This is a genomic window from Methanosarcina sp., from assembly GCF_049706645.1.
Taxonomy (GTDB): Archaea; Halobacteriota; Methanosarcinia; order Methanosarcinales; family Methanosarcinaceae; genus Methanosarcina.
Window position 1 is genome coordinate 1 of the sequence record NZ_JBNAKP010000005.1, and the last position, 17,802, is coordinate 17,802.

Annotated in this window: 13 protein-coding genes and 1 CRISPR repeat array; of the genes, 8 read left to right on the forward strand and 5 right to left on the reverse strand. The window is 42.6% G+C overall.

What is annotated here, in order from left to right:
• Positions 1-43: 43 nt before the first annotated feature.
• Positions 44-1,178: a CRISPR direct-repeat array (repeat unit 37 nt; unit sequence GTTTCAATCCTTGTTTTAGTGGATCTTGCTCGCGAAT).
• 618 nt (positions 1,179-1,796) lie between these two features.
• The 6 genes from ACPK8D_RS01215 (at position 1,797) to ACPK8D_RS01240 (ending at position 9,547) form a co-directional block, all read left to right on the forward strand.
• Positions 1,797-3,404, forward strand: a complete 1,608-nt coding sequence (locus ACPK8D_RS01215) for an ABC transporter substrate-binding protein (protein WP_424716159.1) — start codon at positions 1,797-1,799, stop codon at positions 3,402-3,404.
• A gap of 679 nt (positions 3,405-4,083) precedes the next feature.
• Complete coding sequence (locus ACPK8D_RS01220; RefSeq protein ID WP_424716017.1) at positions 4,084-5,742, forward strand: ABC transporter substrate-binding protein; 1,659 nt, start codon at positions 4,084-4,086, stop codon at positions 5,740-5,742.
• Positions 5,743-6,050: 308 nt separating this feature from the next.
• Positions 6,051-7,043 carry an ABC transporter permease gene (locus ACPK8D_RS01225; protein ID WP_424716018.1) on the forward strand — a complete coding sequence of 331 codons (993 nt, stop codon included), beginning with the start codon at positions 6,051-6,053 and terminating at the stop codon, positions 7,041-7,043.
• Entirely contained in the window at positions 7,040-7,897 is an 858-nt protein-coding gene (locus tag ACPK8D_RS01230) for an ABC transporter permease (RefSeq protein WP_424716019.1), read from the forward strand. Before ACPK8D_RS01225 ends, ACPK8D_RS01230 begins: the two co-directional genes overlap by 4 nt.
• A gap of 35 nt (positions 7,898-7,932) precedes the next feature.
• Positions 7,933-8,946, forward strand: coding sequence for an oligopeptide/dipeptide ABC transporter ATP-binding protein (locus ACPK8D_RS01235; protein WP_424716020.1), 1,014 nt, complete (start codon positions 7,933-7,935; stop codon positions 8,944-8,946).
• A complete protein-coding gene (locus ACPK8D_RS01240; RefSeq protein WP_424716021.1) occupies positions 8,936-9,547 on the forward strand; it encodes an ABC transporter ATP-binding protein in 612 nt (203 codons plus the stop codon). The genes ACPK8D_RS01235 and ACPK8D_RS01240 overlap by 11 nt, the downstream gene beginning before the upstream one ends.
• Positions 9,548-9,734: 187 nt before the next feature.
• Here the strand turns inward: ACPK8D_RS01240 and ACPK8D_RS01245 are convergent, their stop codons facing one another.
• The 5 genes from ACPK8D_RS01245 to ACPK8D_RS01265 all read right to left on the reverse strand — a co-directional run bounded on the left by ACPK8D_RS01245 (position 9,735) and on the right by ACPK8D_RS01265 (position 15,801).
• On the reverse strand, positions 9,735-10,799 hold the full coding sequence (locus ACPK8D_RS01245; protein ID WP_424716022.1) for an N-acetyltransferase family protein: 1,065 nt from the start codon (positions 10,797-10,799) through the stop codon (positions 9,735-9,737).
• Between the two features lie 392 nt (positions 10,800-11,191).
• Positions 11,192-12,319 (reverse strand): isocitrate/isopropylmalate dehydrogenase family protein, encoded by a 1,128-nt coding sequence (locus tag ACPK8D_RS01250; protein WP_424716023.1) that lies wholly within the window; start codon positions 12,317-12,319, stop codon positions 11,192-11,194.
• Positions 12,320-12,393: 74 nt separating this feature from the next.
• Positions 12,394-12,903 (reverse strand): 3-isopropylmalate dehydratase small subunit, encoded by a 510-nt coding sequence (locus ACPK8D_RS01255; RefSeq protein ID WP_424716024.1) that lies wholly within the window; start codon positions 12,901-12,903, stop codon positions 12,394-12,396.
• A gap of 194 nt (positions 12,904-13,097) precedes the next feature.
• Positions 13,098-14,429: an ATP-binding protein gene (locus ACPK8D_RS01260; RefSeq protein WP_424716025.1), complete on the reverse strand. Its 1,332-nt coding sequence runs from the start codon at positions 14,427-14,429 to the stop codon at positions 13,098-13,100.
• 301 nt (positions 14,430-14,730) lie between these two features.
• Positions 14,731-15,801, reverse strand: a complete 1,071-nt coding sequence (locus ACPK8D_RS01265) for a formate--phosphoribosylaminoimidazolecarboxamide ligase (protein ID WP_424716026.1) — start codon at positions 15,799-15,801, stop codon at positions 14,731-14,733.
• 190 nt (positions 15,802-15,991) lie between these two features.
• On the opposite strand from ACPK8D_RS01265, the gene ACPK8D_RS01270 reads away from it, so the two are divergent.
• Both ACPK8D_RS01270 and truA read left to right on the forward strand, forming a co-directional pair.
• Positions 15,992-16,918, forward strand: coding sequence for an ArsR/SmtB family transcription factor (locus tag ACPK8D_RS01270; protein ID WP_424716027.1), 927 nt, complete (start codon positions 15,992-15,994; stop codon positions 16,916-16,918).
• Between the two features lie 8 nt (positions 16,919-16,926).
• Positions 16,927-17,736, forward strand: coding sequence for a tRNA pseudouridine(38-40) synthase TruA (gene truA / locus ACPK8D_RS01275; protein ID WP_424716028.1), 810 nt, complete (start codon positions 16,927-16,929; stop codon positions 17,734-17,736).
• Positions 17,737-17,802 lie beyond the last annotated feature (66 nt).

Consider the following 17,802-nt stretch of genomic DNA (forward strand, 5'->3'; position numbering starts at 1 on the left):
TCGCGAATGTATGACGCTTTTGGAATGCCTCGCGTTAAAAAGAGTTTCAATCCTTGTTTTAGTGGATCTTGCTCGCGAATATTATCGGGTCTGAAATCAACTGTCTACAGAAATATTAGTTTCAATCCTTGTTTTAGTGGATCTTGCTCGCGAATACCAGGTCTTTTCCTTCAAAGAAATTTCTTATTTTTGAAGTTTCAATCCTTGTTTTAGTGGATCTTGCTCGCGAATCGTTTGAGTTAATCCCATATCTTCCATTTGTCGGAGTTTCAATCCTTGTTTTAGTGGATCTTGCTCGCGAATGGAAACAAAACAGCGAATCACTGGGGAGTTACGAAGTTTCAATCCTTGTTTTAGTGGATCTTGCTCGCGAATCCTTTTAATTTCCATCCTGCAAACTCATACGTAATTCGTTTCAATCCTTGTTTTAGTGGATCTTGCTCGCGAATGTGGTTTGTATTGCATTTGTGGCACATCCTTAAAAATGTTTCAATCCTTGTTTTAGTGGATCTTGCTCGCGAATCTCCTTATACTTGCACATTACCCGTTTTACAATTCCAGTTTCAATCCTTGTTTTAGTGGATCTTGCTCGCGAATTCAATTAAGTCATTAGGTGAAGATCGGTTATTAGCTGGTTTCAATCCTTGTTTTAGTGGATCTTGCTCGCGAATTTCAAGATTACATACTTAACCACGTTTGGTAGCGTGGGTTTCAATCCTTGTTTTAGTGGATCTTGCTCGCGAATAATAGGCAGCCTAACATGGGCAGACGACACATGGAGTTTCAATCCTTGTTTTAGTGGATCTTGCTCGCGAATTAGAATTGTTTCCAGAACACGATCCTTATAAAAAAGTTTCAATCCTTGTTTTAGTGGATCTTGCTCGCGAATCAGTTCAGGCTGATCTTTCAGGGCTGAAAGGTCTTTGTTTCAATCCTTGTTTTAGTGGATCTTGCTCGCGAATTTTCGGATGGAACTACATGGAGACTTCCAACAGGCTGTTTCAATCCTTGTTTTAGTGGATCTTGCTCGCGAATTAATTTAAGTTTTAGACTAAAATCATAGGACATAGTTTCAATCCTTGTTTTAGTGGATCTTGCTCGCGAATCCTGACTGGTGTGTCGGGGTCCTGATGGGCGAATAGTTTCAATCCTTGTTTTAGTGGATCTTGCTCGCGAATAGGGCAAAATTTTCCGTTATTTGGCCAGAAAAGGTCTGAGATGAGCCCAATTCTGGGACTAAAATTCTTGTTGGGATATTATCAAACCCTTTATAAATACAAGAAAAACAGGGTTTTTAGCGGTTTGCAAACACTTTGACATATGCCTTTCTTTCTATTAAACTTTTGTATCTGAAATCATTTTAGTAGATTCAGAGAAAGGTTTAGTTTAATGAATCCTTTTACTGTTTTTTGAACTTCCAAATTTAAATTTATTTTATGCATTCGAAACTGCAGGCAATCAAGAATCTCCCTAAAATAATAAAATGCCTGTTTTGTATTACTAAATTCTATAAAACAACTAACTTAGTATTACACATATTTAGGAAAGTATTTATAATAAAATGGATTTAGTCTAATTTATCTTAACTTTGGTCAAAAAAGTATTACCTTAGTAATATCTTTTACTGGGTACGTGTTATTTGACGGGTTGGAAATTCCTGAATACACCACTGATAGGGTAGTACTATTCTGATAACTCATCATAATTATGAGAAAGGAGGAGTTTGAATTAAAAAAAACCAGCAATATTTGTTAATAGGGGCAATAGCCCTAATTCTTGCGGCTGCTTTTACTTTTATGCCTGCCGGGGAGCCAGTCAGCCCGGCATCCCGGGTTTCAGATGAATCGGTTTCTGACGAATCGGTTTCCGGCGGCTCGGATAACTTAATTTCCGAAGGTTCGGATGAGCTGGTGGCAGCGGTAGGGACCCACGGAGGAGAGCCCGAAACCGGGTTTAACCCGATTACCGGATGGGGCTATAATCATGAACCTCTGGTTCAGAGCACTCTTTTTAAAAAAGATAGTAACGGGTCTCTGATCCACGATTTAGCGACAGGTTATTCTGTTACTGAGGATGGGTTAACCTGGACTGTTAATATAAGGGATGATGTGAAATTCCATGACGGAGTGCCTCTAACTGCAAGAGATGTAGCGTTTACGTTCAATACGGCGGCAAATTCCAGCGGAGTAGACCTCACTATGCTGGAACATGCTGCAGCCCTTGATAATTCTACGGTTGAATTCAAGTTAAATGATCCGCAGGCGACTTTCATTAACAAGCTCGCAGTTCTCGGGATTGTACCGGAACACGCTTACGATGAGACTTACGGGGAAAATCCGATAGGGTCGGGCCCGTACAGGTTCGTACAGTGGAATAAAGGCCAGCAGGCGATCTTTGAAGCAAACCCGGATTACTATGGCCAGAAACCGTACTTTAAAAAATTAACTTTACTCTTCATGCAGTCTGACACGGCTTTCGCAGCCGCGAAATCAGGACAGGTTGACCTTGCCGAAATTCCTGCTTCCTATGCTAATGAGAAAGTAGACGGAATGAAAATAGTATCCCTTGATTCGATCGACGCCAGAGGGATAAGTTTCCCCATGCAGCCCGACACAGGCAGGAAAACGGAAAATGGCTATTCAATCGGGAACAATGTAACATCCGATCCTGCAATAAGAAAAGCCTTGAATCTTGGAATAGACAGGCAAGTGTTAATCAACGGCGCATTAAACGGGCAGGGTGAAGAAGAATTTACGGGTGTTGACAAACTACCTTTCGGAAATAAGGAAGCTATTTTTGAGGATGGAAAAGCAGACGAAGCCAGGAAGATTTTAGCAGATGGTGGCTGGAAAGATACCGACGGCGACGGCATCCTTGAAAAGAATGGGCTGAAAGCCGAATTTACTTTATTATATTATTCAAGCGCACAGGAAAGACAGGCATTAGCCATTGCATTGAGCGAGGAAGCAAGAAAACTGGGCATAAACATTAATGTCGAAGGCAAGAGCTGGAATGAAATCGATACCCTGGCACACTCTACTCCGGTAGTCTTCGGTTTCGGCTCGCTGGACCCGGCTGACCTGTACCTGAAATACTACAGCAAAAGCTACAACCCTTCAAGCTACAACAACATAATAATGTACGACAATCCGGTCGTGGACAATTATTTAAGGGCAGCCATAACCAGTGTTGATCCGGGTACTGCCAGTAGAAACTGGCAACTGGCTGCCTGGGATGGAACAACAGGATTTTCTGCAAAAGGAGATGCGACATGGCTCTGGATTGCAACTATTAATTACCTGTTCATTATGGATGAAGATTTAGACATCGGTACTCCCAAAATACAGCCCCACGGTGCAGATATTTTCGGTAATATCTTGGAGTGGAAACGCACAACAATTTAAAAACACAGAGAATTAAAAATGCATAACGAATTAAAAAACAAAGCGAATTAAATCGGATTAAACGGAAGCTGAACTCCAGCAAAGGAGCTGTTCTTGAAGGCTTTTTAGTAAAGCTGAGGATGCAAAATCCTCAGTATAACTCTTTTTGCTCAATTTGATTCGAATATATATTCCCGACTCTGGATTACCACGTTATCTTTTTTCAGTCATTGGACTACTGATTTCTGCTTTTTCAATCTTTATACTGTCGTTTTGTCTTCTGGGATCTCCCTGGTCTAAACTTATTTTTCATATTCAATACTTCAACGGCTTAAAGACGCAGAAAAAAGAGTAGAGTTCCCATTTAGTATTACTAACTCACTTGAAACTAAGAGTTTAGTAATACGTAAATTTCGGAATGTATTTATAGTAAAATTGTTTTAATTAATTTGTCTTAATTTTGTCATAAAAAGTAACATTTTATTGTCATAATTAACCAGAAAAATCTTATTTAAAGAACTATCTCCGGACCGTCTGTAACAGTTAAAAATCCTTACTTAATGGTTCAATTTGTGTTCAACAGTCTAACTGTTGCTTCACAGTTCAATTCCTGATTAATATGGTTCAATTCCTGATTAATATTCATGGTTCTGGTAGAAATAGAGGAGGCGTCTAAATTAAGAAAAATCAACAGTATTTAATGGTAGGAGCAATAGTCATAATTATAGCAGTTATTTTTATTTTGATGTCAGCGGGTAAGCCAGTTAGCTCAACTTCCGAGGTTTCAGATGAATCAATTCTCCAGAGTTCTGACGAATTAGTTTCTCAGGGCTCTGATGAACTGGTGGTGAATGTATATGGGCACACAGGTGAACCGGAAACCGGATTTGACCCGCTTCTTGGATGGGGATGCGGTCATGTGAATTTCGAGCCACTGGTACAGAGTACTCTTTTTAAATCAGCTGATAATGGAAGCATGATAAATGACCTTGCTACGAGTTACTCGGTTAGTTCGGATGGAAAAATATGGACTGTGAATATAAGGGATGATGCCAGGTTCACAGACGGTGAGAAATTAACCGCAGAAGACGTGGCATTTACATTTAATACGGCAATTGGAAGCAACTCCGAGCTGGATATGAGTAATCTCGAAAAAGCTACGGCAATAAACGATACTGCGGTTAAATTCGAATTAAAAGAGCCTCAATCAAGCTTCATATGGAAACTCCGATACGTCGGGATTGTGCCTGAACATGCATATGGAAAAGAAACCTACGGATCCAATCCAATAGGATCAGGGCCATATAAACTGGTACAATGGGACAGAAGTCAACAGGCAATCTTCGAATTAAACGAAGATTACTATGGAGAAAAACCATACTTTAAAAAAATAACCATGTTATTCCTGGATAAAGATACTGCGTTTGCAGCTGCAAAATCCGGCGAAGTTGACATAGCTGAGATCGAGATTAGCCATGCAAATCAAACTATAGATGGATATAACCTGGTAGCTCTCCTGGCAGCAAGAGCACTGGGCGTTTCCTTCCCTATGCAGAACGATACAGGCAAAAATAGCCTTAAGGGAGATCCGATAGGCAATAATGTGACAGCGGATATAGCGATTCGAAAAGCTTTGAACATAGGTATCGACAGAAAAGCCCTGCTCCAAGGAGTAATCTCCGGAAAAGGAGCCGTAGAATACACTGGCGTGGACCAGCGAGTCTATGGAAACCCTGAAGCCAGAATCAATGATTCAAATCTCGAAGAAGCCATAAAAATACTGGAAAACGCAGGATGGAAAGACACTGATGGCGACGGAATTCGAGAAAAAGACGGAACTAGAGCAGAATTTAAACTATACTATTCTTCCGATGACCAGACCAGGCAAGCTCTATCTGTGGCTGTAAGCGAACAGGCCAGAAAACTAGGCATAAAAATAGACCTTGTAGGTGCAAGCTGGGATGAAATCTACGCCAATCAATACAGTTCAGCCGTCTTATACGCTTACAGTAATATCGACACCTTCACTTTATATCTGCAATACCACAGCAAAGTAGCCGATGATACATACAAAAATCCCGGGCTTTACAATAATCCTGTTGTAGATGGGTATCTGGAAGCAGCTTTAAAATCTGAAGGTCAGGATGAGGCTACAAAATACTGGCAGTTAGCCGCATATGACGGAAATACCGGCTATGGGCCTGCAGGAGATGCTACCTGGCTATGGCTTGTGACAACTGATTATCTCTATATGGTTGATGAAACCCTTGACCTGGGAACTCCGCAAAGAAACTCAGGAGCAGATATCATGGGAAATATCTATGAGTGGAAAAGGGTAACGCAGCCAGCTCGACATTGAAATGAGCGATTAATTCCTCAATTGCAGGTGATTAATCCTGCAGTTGTGGGGAATTAGCCTGTAAGTAATGAGTGGCTGATCCTGTAGTTCCAGTGCTACGGGCATCACTCATTTTTACCTTTCTTTCTATCAGAACTGGAATTCGATGGGCTGATCTAAAAAGGTGATAAAATGTCTGTTTTGCCAGGATTAATCATATTCTGGCTTAAAACGATATGATAGCTCCTCAAAATCCTTAAAATCATCCATAGACGGTAGTCATGTTAAAAGGGACTTCATTGTAAACAATTAGTGTACGAGGGAATAGCATGTTAAACAATGGAAAAATAGCGGGCTTCATAGGAAAAAAGACCCTCAGGCTGGCAAGCCTTTTGATTATAGTTTGTTTTGCAAGTTTCATGCTTATTCAATATTCGCCTATAGATCCTGTTAGAGCTTATATTGGGGAAATGCCAGTAACCGCAGAGCACAAAGCCAAACTTGAAGAGTACTGGGGGGTTAATACTCCTCCTCAGGAGAAATTCCTGAACTGGGCGGGAGATATTCTCAAAGGAGATTTCGGGACCTCATTGATTTATAGAACGCCTGTGATTGATGTCATTAAAGAACGATTTACAGCTTCCCTTGTTTTAATGGGAATTTCCTGGCTTTTTGCGGGAATTTTAGGTTTTGTTTTAGGAATAATAGCGGGCGCGAAAGAGGGAACGTGGGTAGATAAAGCAATAAAAACCTACTGTTACGCTTTAGCTGCCGCACCGACATTCTGGCTGGCACTGGTGCTTCTGATGGTCTTTTCAGTGTATCTGGGCTGGTTCCCCATCGGATTAAGTGTACCTATAGGGGTTACAGCCGACAATGTGACGTTTTTTGATTGGCTTCAACGTTTAATTCTCCCTGCGCTAACTTTGAGTTTATTAGACGTTGCCAAAATTGCGATGTTCACTCGAGAGAAATTAATCGAAGTCCTGTCCAGCGATTACGTATTATTTGCAAAAGCAAGAGGTGAGAAAGGATTAGACCTGGTATTGAGGCATGGAATTCGAAATGTTATGCTCCCGGCCATTACCCTGCAGTTTTTAGGATTCAGTGAATTGTTCGGAGGAACAGTCCTGGTTGAACAGGTCTTCTCATATCCCGGAATCGGGCAGGCTGCAGTAGCAGCAGGATTGAGATCGGATGTGCCGCTGCTTCTGGGAATAGTTATCTTCAGTGCTTTATTTGTTTTCTTCGGAAACCTGATTGCTGACATAATCTATGAATTCGTTGATCCCAGGATAAGACAACAGGAGGCATCAATATGAGTACTGCTGTTGTAACAGTTAACAGGGGATTATTCCAGGGATTAAACCTGAGGCAGAAAACTCTTTTAATAATAGGTTCAACCTCGCTTTTATTACTTGCAATTGTGTTTTCCAGCGTATTTCTGGGCGGGGAATCGTTAGAGACTAATTTTGGCTCTAAAAACCTTGCTCCTTCTCTGGAACACCCATTCGGGACAGATTGGATGGGAAGAGATATGTTTGTAAGAACTCTGGAAGGGCTGGGCCTGAGTATAGTAGTCGGAGGCCTCGCTTCCACGATCAGTACCGTACTGACCGTGATCTTAGGATTACTTTCAAGTGCAGGAAAGGCTGCAGACTCCTTTGTATCCTGGCTGGTAGACCTGTTTCTTTCAATCCCGCATCTTCTTTTAATAATTCTCATTTCCATAGGTATGGGAGGGGGAGCTACAGGAGTTATCATCGGAGTTGCATTAACGCACTGGCCAGGCCTGACAAGAGTTGTAAGAGCAGAAATCAAACAGCTGAAGACCCAGGAGTACATTCACATCTCCAGAAATCTTGGCAGGTCAAAATGGTGGATAGCTACAAAACACATTCTGCCCCATCTGGTTCCCCAGATACTGTTAGGCACGATTTTAATGTTTCCGCATGCTATTTTACACGAAGCTTCAGTCACATTTCTGGGTTTCGGGCTCTCACCGCACGAACCGGCAATCGGTATAATCCTGTCAGAATCTATGCGATACCTCTCAGCAGGATACTGGTGGCTTGCATTTTTCCCTGGATTGTCCCTGCTAATTGTAGTCCTGGCCTTTGATTTGATCGGAGAAAATTTAGGAAAATTGATGAATCCGAAAAATGCTCATGAATAAAAAATGTGTTGATTTATATTTAGAAGGTGTGAAATATGGGAAGCAAAGCTAAAACAAATACTAAAAAAGTGTTAATCCCCGCACTTGAGACCGTTGCCGGGAAAAAGAAAAAAGCTGAAGCTTTATTAAATGTGGAAGATCTTTCGCTTTCGTTCATTCAGTATGCTTCAGGACTCAGACAAACTGAGTTAAAAGTAATCTCCAATTTGAGTCTACAGGCTTATAAAGGCGAGATCCTGGCTGTTGTAGGATCAAGCGGATCCGGTAAAAGTCTTCTGGCTCATGCGATTTTAGGAATTTTACCTTCAAACGCAAAGCTCGAGGGTAAGATCGAATACAATGGCGAAGAACTTACCCAGGCAAGAAAAGAAGGGATGAGAGGCAGAGAAATAGCCCTGATTCCGCAAGCTACCACCTATCTTGATCCTTTAATGAAAATCTCAAATCAGGTAATAGGATGCGTTGAAAAGGAAAATGAAGGTTTAATGAAGAAATTCCAGAGAGAGATTTTTCAAAGGTATGATTTAAAACCGGAAGTTGAAAAAATGCTTCCTCACGAGCTATCGGGAGGGATGACCCGAAGAGTTCTGGTTTCCACTGCCGTAATAAGCTCTTCAAAGCTTATAATTGCGGATGAACCGACCCCGGGGTTAGATGAGAAAACTTTGAGTGAGACGCTGAGCTACTTCAAAGACATGGCGGACAGAGGTTGTGCAGTGGTACTTATAACTCATGATATAGAGGCTGCATTAAAAATCTCTCATAAAATTGCAGTATTCTACGCAGGTACGGTTTTAGAAATCGCTAATGTTCAGGATTTTAAGAATAATGGTGAGAATTTAAGGCACCCATACACCCGCGCACTCTGGAATGCTCTCCCCCAGAACAGATTCCAGGCAATCAAAGGCCATCAGCCAATGCAGGACGAAGTTATTGACGGATGTATCTTTTATGAAAGATGCTCTAAAAAGAAACCCCTCTGTTCTCAGGGTATTCCCCAATTTAAAACGGTCAATGGAGGAGTGGTGAGGTGCAATAATGCATCTTAAGGGTGAGAACCTGAGCTTCGGATATAAAAAGAATAATTTGATTTTAAAAGACGTTAATCTCTCATTAGATAGTGGAGAGGTCCTGGGCCTGATCGGGGACAGTGGAAGCGGGAAATCAACCCTATGTAAAATATTGGCCGGCTATGAAAATAAATACCACGGAAAAGTAAGCATAGATGGAAAAGAGATCCCGTCAAAAGGCTATAATCCTGTCCAGCTTGTCTTTCAACATCCGGAAAAAGCCGTAAATCCCATATGGAGAATGAAAGATATTTTAAATGAAGGACATGTTGTTTCACAGGATATTTTAGAGTCATTCGGAATAAAAAAGAACTGGCTTAATAGATGGCCCAATGAGCTTTCCGGAGGAGAACTCCAGAGATTCGCCCTTGCACGGGCTTTAAGTCCTGAAACCAGGTTTTTAATTGCCGATGAAATAACCACAATGGTAGACGCTATCACTCAAGCCCAGATCTGGAATATAGTTCTAAATATTGTCGAAGAGCTCAATGTTGGAGTACTGGTTGTAAGCCATGACAGGAACTTAATTAATCGCTTATGCCATGATACCATTAATTTAAAGGATATAAGTAATGTTTGAGTAAACGATGGGACTGAAGTGAAAGGGGTTGGAGTTCTCAGCACAGGTGAAGAAGAAACTAAAAGTTGATGGATAATGACCCTGCTGTAAAAGCGGGAATCTTCATGTAAGAAATTCATCCTTGCAGGAGTTTTCCCGGAGATATGCTGCCTGGAAAATAAAAATTCTCAAAGAGGGCCGTGTCGATTTATGGAATCATATCTTTTATATCATTATAAAAAGGTCTGAAAATCGGCAAGTCCCCTTCGAACGATTTTGCAAATATACTCCAGATTTCGATCTGGGGTTTCAGTTTTTTCATTACTGATAGAAGAGCATCTTCCGGGTCTGTTGCAGTCATCAGATAATCCCGTTTCATATCAATTGAGAGGTTACTTAAATGTTTGAGAAGCGACAGCATAGCCTCAGGCTGTCTTTTATCGAATGCGTGATCAGCAATATAGAGGAACTTGAGACGCTCTCCTTCGGCTGTGATCTTTGGTACCTTTATAATATGGCTTAAAACTCCAGAAACAGATCTGGTCAGCTTCATTGCTGCCGGTTCTCTGGCATAATACATATTCGCCAGTCTGGAGCTGTCCCATAGTCCGGCACAGGCCACTATTTTATTATCCCTGTCTCTAACTATCCAGAAATTCTCTGATCCATACCAGGGAACCGCTTTCAAACGCGCTTCAAAGGTTTGAGCTGTAAACGGCATGAAGTGCATAAAGCCTGAATTATATTCGTTAATAAGGTCGACTGCACTACCAGTATTCTCCTTATCAACAGGCACTATTGAATATTCTGGCGATATATCCGATTTTTTGTAAGTGGCTATTACTGGCGTGCTGATATCCCTCACTCTGGAGTATCCCAGTTTACCAAACAGGGATTTTGAGGCACTGTTTGGCTCGTATATATAAGAATAAACGTAACTTGATCCCATTTCCAGAGCCTTTTCCTCCAGCTCCTTAAGAAGCTTTGTGGCTACCCCTGTCCTCCTAAAGTCCGGATGAACCATCACCTCGGTAACATATGCATACTTTTTATTTCTTTCAGGAATTGGTTTCACAGTAAAACCGATCCAGCCAGCAATTTTTCCTTTTTCTTCTGCTACAAGCACTTTCCAGTTATCATACATTTTATAACGGGCAATAATATCCTTCTTATCTACGCCCAGTGCACATTTCTGACCACCCTGAGGACACAGCCGTTCTATTCCAAGCATTTTTTGCTTATCACTTTCATTAAAAGGTCTGATTGAAATCATAATCGCTTTCACTCCTTAGTATCCGGCGTGCCCATACCGCTTAATACCTTTACTTTATCCTTATTTTAATTGAGTACGCATTCTTTGTATTTCTAAATTTTTGAATATATTTAACATGATTAATTTTACTTTTCCGGTCAGATCTGAAAGGGCCAGCTCGAAATCATAAGTTTTCCCAGGAAGATGCTCAAATTCTTGTTATTCAGAAGCCTTAGACCAGGCACCATTAAAAACAGTCTTTTAGTTTTCAAAAAGGGAGTCGGAAAACTCCGGCGATTCTAGCCTGATAAGAACAGAAAAATGTAGTGAAGGATAATGAAAAAAGGACAATGAGAAAAGAATGATGAGAAAAGGGTAATGAGAATAAGAAATATAGGGAAGGGAGGTTTGGATTATTCTCCCTTTATTATCCTTGCAATGTCGTCCCCGACATCTGAGGTGCTGTTCCTGCCGCCCATGTCGTAGGTTTTGACTTTGCCGTCCAGGATATTTTTCTGGATTGCACTCACTATCATATCTGAGGCTTCTTCTTCTCCGAGCTGTTCCATAAGCATGGCACCTGCCCAGATTGTGGCAATAGGGTTGACTTTATTCTGGCCCTTATACTTCGGGGCTGAGCCGTGGATAGGCTCGAACATGCTTGTGCCTTTGGGGTTAATGTTTCCGCCGGGAGCAAGGCCGAGACCGCCCTGGATCATGGCTCCGAGATCGGTGATGATATCTCCGAACATGTTCGGGGTTACGACCACATCGAACCACTCCGGGTTTTTCACAAACCACATAGTTATGGCGTCAACGAAGTTGAAATCCGTAGTAATATCGGGATGTTCTGCAGAAACGGCACTGAACTCCTCTCTCCAGAGGCCGTATATCTCGGAAAGCACATTTGCCTTGTCAACAGACGAAACATGTTTTTTCCGGTTTTCGGCAAGGTCAAAAGCATACTCGATAACCCTTTTTGTGCCTTCTTTGGAGATCAGGCCTATCTGGTATCCGATTTCTTCGCTGTCGGTCTCGATATCAAGCCCGAATTTAGCGGAGTAGAGCGTTCGCTTGACTTCAAGGAGATCTTTGCTTTCTCCTTTTTTTGCCCTGCCGCCAATTCCTACATAAAAATCCTCGGTATTTTCTCTGACAACCACGAAGTCGATGTCTTTTGAAGTTTTGTCTTTGATCGGGGTCCAGACCCCTTCAAGGAGTTTTATAGGGCGAAGGTTGATGTACTGGTCAAAGTAAAAACGTGCAGTTAATAAGATTCCCTTCTCAAGGATGCCAGGGGCAATCCTGGGATCTCCGATGGAACCAAGATAAATGGCAGGGTATCCGGATAATTCCTTTAAGGTTTCTTCCGAAATCAATTCTCCCGTCTCAAGATAGTGATCTGCTCCATGCGGGTACTCAATCCATTCTACATCAAAACCAAACCTTTCGCCAGCGGCATCTATGACCTTTCTGCCTTCGGCGATAATTTCTGGGCCTATCCCGTCGCCCGGGAGGACTGGAATCTTATACTGCGTCATGTTTATACTCCTTTCGAATTTACAGGCAAAACTGCCTTTTTTATTATGAGATGTCAAACGCGGCCAGGGCTGTCTCAGGACAGATTTCCTGTTTCCGAGCGCTCAGAGACCAGTTTCCTGGCATATTCTATAAGCCCTCCCTCATCAACGATTTCACGCACGAAATCAGGAAGAGGAGTTGCCTGGTAGGTCTCGCCTTTTGTCCTGTTTACAATAACTCCTGTCGCAAGGTCTACTTCAAGTTCGTCTCCATCATCGATCCTGTCAGTGTCAGGGCATTCCAGAACAGGAACTCCGATGTTTATTGCATTCCTGAAGAAGATCCTTGCAAAAGACTTTGCAATTACACAGGCTACCTTTGCCCCTTTAAGGGCAAGGGGCGCATGCTCGCGCGAGGAACCGCAACCAAAATTGCTTCCCGCGACCACGATATCATTTTCGTGAACGTTTTTTGCAAATTCGGGGCGCACGCCTTCAAACGTGTACTTTGCAAGCTCGTCAGGGGTATTGTAAATCAGGTACCTTCCGGGAATTACTGCATCCGTATCCACGTCATTTCCGAATTTCCAGGCTCTTCCTTTCATAACATCACCGGTCTTTTGCTGCAATTAAATGCTGCTATTATTACAATTCTTACAGCCTGAACTTAGCTGCATTCACAGGGTTGAAGTATCACAGGTAATATTTAAATTATTTTCTGGCACGATATAAAATTGGTTAACAATTCCACCTTTTTACTCCTGAGTTTCCATGAAAATTTACAAAAAATGAGTTATTTTTATCGTTGAACTGCATTCTCGTTGTTTTTTTCTTCGGTATGAGGCTCAAGAGCGCTTGGCTCTCCTCCTCCGTGCCAGCTAAGCCTTGGGCGGATGCGCACAAGATGAACTGACTCGGAATGGTCGTCCACTATCAGGGCAGCCCCTCTTTCGCTTCCCATCTTCTTAAGATAAGCCTGGAGGCTTTCCTGCATATAAAGAGGCCGCGAAGTTTCCAGGGCCAGGATATCATCACTCGCCGTAAGGCGGTGGCAGATCAGAAGATCACTCTGGGAAACAACATCAGAATGCAGGCTTGCAGGCCTCTGGGTTGCCAGAATCAGGGAAAGACCAGGCTGCCTGCCCTGCCTGAGGCAGCGGTTGATAAGCACTTTCGAGGCAAGGCCTTCAGTCTTTGCGGGTACGAAAATGTGAGCCTCATCTATAAAGAGCCAGACCATGGGAAATTCTTCTTCCTCAGTCTTTTCCCCCATAAGTTTCTTTTCGTAGGCCCGTCTTGCCTCAAGTCGTGCTTCATAAAGCCTGCCTGCAAGAATTGATACTGCTGCAGCGCAGACGTTTTCATTTTCAAGCGTACTCACATCAAGGATGGTTGTCATCCCGCCTGATACGAGTTCTGACAGGCCAGTCCCTTCTTCTGAGAAAAGGCCCCAGGATTTCACTGCCCTGAAGTAGTTTTCTACAGCCCCTTTAGAAGCATTGTCCGAGCGAGAGTCCCCGGCTATCTCGCTGAGAACTTCCTCAAAGGAATATGCATATTCCCTTTCCCTGAGAGATTCGATTGCCCTTACCAGCAGAATTCCAGGGGGAGAAACCTCCTCAATACTAAAGATTCTGCACCACTGGCTTCCTGAAAGTTCTCGAATTGAGATGGAAAACGGCTTTACATTGATATTCCTTTTCCTGTAAGCCTCAACTTTCCCCTCAGGCACGAAAACTTCAGTCTCGAGCCCGGATGGAGTGAGCTTCCAGCTTTTCAGCTTATGGGCTTCAAACGTATTTGGGTGATTCATTGTCCAGAAAATTCCCATAGTGTCAATAACAAGGGATGCAAGCCTTTTCTTAATAACCGGCTCAAGAAAAGCAAGTTCTTCAAGCAAGCAGCCCATGGTATAGGATTTTCCATATCCCCTCTTCCCGCAGATCAAAATAGCATGAGGCTTCAGGGCATCAAGATAAACGGCAGCCCCCCGCGAGTGGTCAAGTGCCATGTAATTTCCAATGGACAGAAGGCCCTTCCCTGGATTCTCTTCACTTCCGAGTACACGCAGCGTTCCGGGAAATTTTCCCCCAAAAACAGGCCTGAGCTCTTTGTTTTCCACTTTCGACATCTGATAGTATCAGACTGAAAACTATTTAAAATAATTTACATACAGGGACTAAAATAAAACTCAACTTTTAAATTCTTGAAGTTTGAGCGGTTTTGAAAGTATAATCAAAAAGAGATCAAAAAGAGATCAAAAAGAGAACTAACTGTTTAACCTTCAAAAAGTCCTATAAATTAAAAATTCTAAAAACTCGACAAATCAAAGTTTCTAAAATTTAGAACCTATAAAAGTCTGGAGGTTGAGAGCTTAGCTCAACCCTGAAAAGTAAATTTCAGAAAGTTTCAGACAATTCTATGGCACTAACTCAGGATATTATTTTATCCAGCTGGTTCGTCTGGGCTGCGATTTTGATTTCCCGAGCTATTCTCCTCCCAGTTGAGAGGTTTTCCTCCATCAAGTCCGCATAAGGAGAGCCTGAAACGTAGAGGTTTGTCCCTGCAACAATCCTGGCCGAGATCTCAAAGACTTTAATCTCAAGCGTATCCGTAAAGACGGTTTCAAGGCAGAAAGCTCCTATCATCCCGCCAAAAAGTCCCAGGGATTCTTCAACTACCCGTTCTCCGAGAGAGAAGATAAGGGGCAATAAGGATTCTCTTGCTACAAGCGGTACGTTTCCTGTGACCACATAGGTCGGGCGGATGCCTGCTTCTATGAGCTCTCTGGGTGAACCGAGCCTGAAGATCTCATCGGCATTGGATTCTACCCTGCGGTCCATGCTAAGGAGCTCAAGGCTGCCCTCGCTTAAAGTATATCCCTCGTTTCGGATGGGGGAGTAGAAGTAATGCAGGTAATAGCGGGTTCCGGTGATAAATTCCTGAATTGTGTACTTCTGGGTTCGGTCTACGAGTTCACTGAATTCCTCATAGGTTTTTGCGACGAAGAAACCTTTTCCTCCCTTTGCCCCATCATACTTAACCATTACAGGCCCATTGATTTCGTGAGGATCATCGATTTTCCCGGGCATGTGAATACCTGCTCCGAGCAGCCACTCCCGTTCTTTATTCCTGTCCGACTCCCATTCGAGCACGGCCCGGTTTCCGAAAGTGGGCACAGCCATTTCTGCAAAATTTTCCGTGCCAAGGTAAGCGACAAATGAACCGTGTGGAACGATGATAGTATTTTTTTCTCTAAGCTCCTCAGCCTTATTCATTATATCGTCATAGCTTTCGACAATAAGGTACTCATCAGGTTTTGCCTTGGGGAAGGCTTCATAAAACTTGGGAGGTTTGCCTACGCAGATTCCCAGAGTTCTGAAACCTTCTTTTCGAGCTCCATCAAAGATTTGAAGGCTTGAATGAGAACAGACTGTCGCAATTGTAATGTTTTCTAAATCGTAATTTTTCAGAAATTCAAGAATCTGCTGTTTTGTGATCATGATTGGTACCAGCGGAAAATTTAGATTAGAATATACAATGTTGTATTTAAGGTTAAGGTCTGGATTCTATATATAAATATAGTAGTAGATGTATATTTACACACAAAAATAAAAGTTTATATTAAGATCCGCACAAATTATGGTACAGACTGAATAAAAAATAGGCAGGTTTTTAATCCAGGAAGTAAGTATGGACGGGTTTGAAAATCGAGACGGTTTATCGGATGCTGGCGAGACTCCAAAGGGACCAGAACAAATAGAGCAGGACAGCAGGGTACTTGTTCTCCCGGTAAATGGGGAATCCAGAAAGATCGCTCAGATTCTTTCCAATGAGACATCATTAAAGATTCTTGAATTGCTCGGGAAAGAAAGCATGTCTGCAACCAGTATTGCAGAGGAGTTGAAGCTTCCCCTTACTACTGTCAAGTACAATCTTGACTCTCTTATCGAATCCGATCTTATAAAGGTCAAACAAATAAAGTGGAGTCAGAAAGGGCGGCAGGTAAAGATCTACGAATCCGCGGAAAAACTGATTATTCTCGTTCCTTCAAAGAGCCCAATGGACAAGCTTTCCATTATAAGTCTGCTTCAAAAGTATATCGGGGTAATAGGAGCTGCCTTTTTTGCAGCTGCAGGGATAGAGTATTTTTCGGCCTATATGCAGGCAAAGAAGTTCATTGATGCGACTGCTCCTTTGAGAACTGGGATAATGGAGATACCTGGTGAGCCTTCTCCGGAGCAGATGGTTATGGATGTCAACGAGAGCAATAATATAAGCCCGAAAATAGCTCTCGACCAGCAGATGCCCGAAAACAAAGCACTGAATGCAAGTTCTGAGGCTCTGGAAACCGGAACAGGAAATCTCTCTTCCGGACTGCAAGCTGGCCCTACTCAGGGAGTTGCTGAAGTTCCCATGCACACACCGAATGGTTTGGATTCGGTTCAGGGTATTCCCTCTTCCTCTATTCCTCCTGAAGGGTTAGCTCATGCAGGCGGGATTCACGGGCTTTATGACACGCTTTCTCTTCACCCCGGAATTTGGTTCCTTTTAGGGTGTGTTTTTATAGTAGTCCTGCTGATTGTAAGAGAAATTTATTATAAGAAAAAAGCCAGGTAGAGATTCTTATGAGAGTCGCTTTAAAACTTGCATATATAGGCACCGAGTTTCACGGCTCCCAGATCCAGCCCAATGTCGAGACCGTGGAGGGAGAACTCTTCAAGGCTCTTCGGAATCTCGGGATAATAGAAAGCCCCAAGTCTGCAAATTATACCTGCGCCGGCAGGACCGACGCAGGGGTTCATGCCCTTGAACAGGTTGTCGCTTTTGATACGGATAAACCGAATTTGGCAATTCCAAGAATCATAAACTCCGAACTTCCCCCGGCAATCTGGACCTGGGCCCATGCGGAAGTGCCTCGAAGCTTTGATGCCAGGAGAGATGCGGCCTCCAGGCACTACCGATATGTAATGAGCGGGAAAGAGTACGATATTTTCAGAATTCGGGAAGCTTCAAAATTGCTGATTGGGACCCATGATTTTGAGAACTTTTCACGGACCAACGGAGAAAAAAGTACGGTTCGAACCATAGAAAGAATAAATGCCCGCGTAGATGGAGACCTTACAAAAATCGATGTTGTTGGGAACAGTTTCCTCTGGAATATGGTCCGGAAAATCGTAACTGCCCTTTCCATGATAGGAAAAGGGGTACGCGATAATGACTGGCTGCTCCAGATGTTGAATCCGGACATTTATGAAGAAGGAATCGAACCTGCTCCAGCCTATGGATTAACTCTTCTGAAAGTGAATTATGACGAAAAGATAGAATGGATTGAAGACAATTACTCTATCAGGAGAGCAGGCGAACAGAACCAGAAACATATCCTCAGGCACAGGGTTATGGCCGAGGTGCTGGAAGAATTGATCTCTCACGACTAAAAAATGCTTTTAAAGAGCACCTTAATATTCTGTACTTTACTTTAACACTTCGTTCCCATTTCCCTT

Bases quoted from the DNA above. Each gene is read 5' to 3' on its own strand.
- ACPK8D_RS01215 (WP_424716159.1), top strand. From the start codon at position 1,797: ATGCCTGCCGGGGAGCCAGTCAGCCCGGCATCCCGGGTTTCAGATGAA.
- ACPK8D_RS01220 (WP_424716017.1), top strand. From the start codon at position 4,084: ATGGTAGGAGCAATAGTCATAATTATAGCAGTTATTTTTATTTTGATG.
- ACPK8D_RS01225 (WP_424716018.1), top strand. From the start codon at position 6,051: ATGTTAAACAATGGAAAAATAGCGGGCTTCATAGGAAAAAAGACCCTC.
- ACPK8D_RS01230 (WP_424716019.1), top strand. From the start codon at position 7,040: ATGAGTACTGCTGTTGTAACAGTTAACAGGGGATTATTCCAGGGATTA.
- ACPK8D_RS01235 (WP_424716020.1), top strand. From the start codon at position 7,933: ATGGGAAGCAAAGCTAAAACAAATACTAAAAAAGTGTTAATCCCCGCA.
- ACPK8D_RS01240 (WP_424716021.1), top strand. From the start codon at position 8,936: ATGCATCTTAAGGGTGAGAACCTGAGCTTCGGATATAAAAAGAATAAT.
- ACPK8D_RS01245 (WP_424716022.1), bottom strand. From the start codon at position 10,799: ATGATTTCAATCAGACCTTTTAATGAAAGTGATAAGCAAAAAATGCTT.
- ACPK8D_RS01250 (WP_424716023.1), bottom strand. From the start codon at position 12,319: ATGACGCAGTATAAGATTCCAGTCCTCCCGGGCGACGGGATAGGCCCA.
- ACPK8D_RS01255 (WP_424716024.1), bottom strand. From the start codon at position 12,903: ATGAAAGGAAGAGCCTGGAAATTCGGAAATGACGTGGATACGGATGCA.
- ACPK8D_RS01260 (WP_424716025.1), bottom strand. From the start codon at position 14,429: ATGTCGAAAGTGGAAAACAAAGAGCTCAGGCCTGTTTTTGGGGGAAAA.
- ACPK8D_RS01265 (WP_424716026.1), bottom strand. From the start codon at position 15,801: ATGATCACAAAACAGCAGATTCTTGAATTTCTGAAAAATTACGATTTA.
- ACPK8D_RS01270 (WP_424716027.1), top strand. From the start codon at position 15,992: ATGGACGGGTTTGAAAATCGAGACGGTTTATCGGATGCTGGCGAGACT.
- truA (WP_424716028.1), top strand. From the start codon at position 16,927: ATGAGAGTCGCTTTAAAACTTGCATATATAGGCACCGAGTTTCACGGC.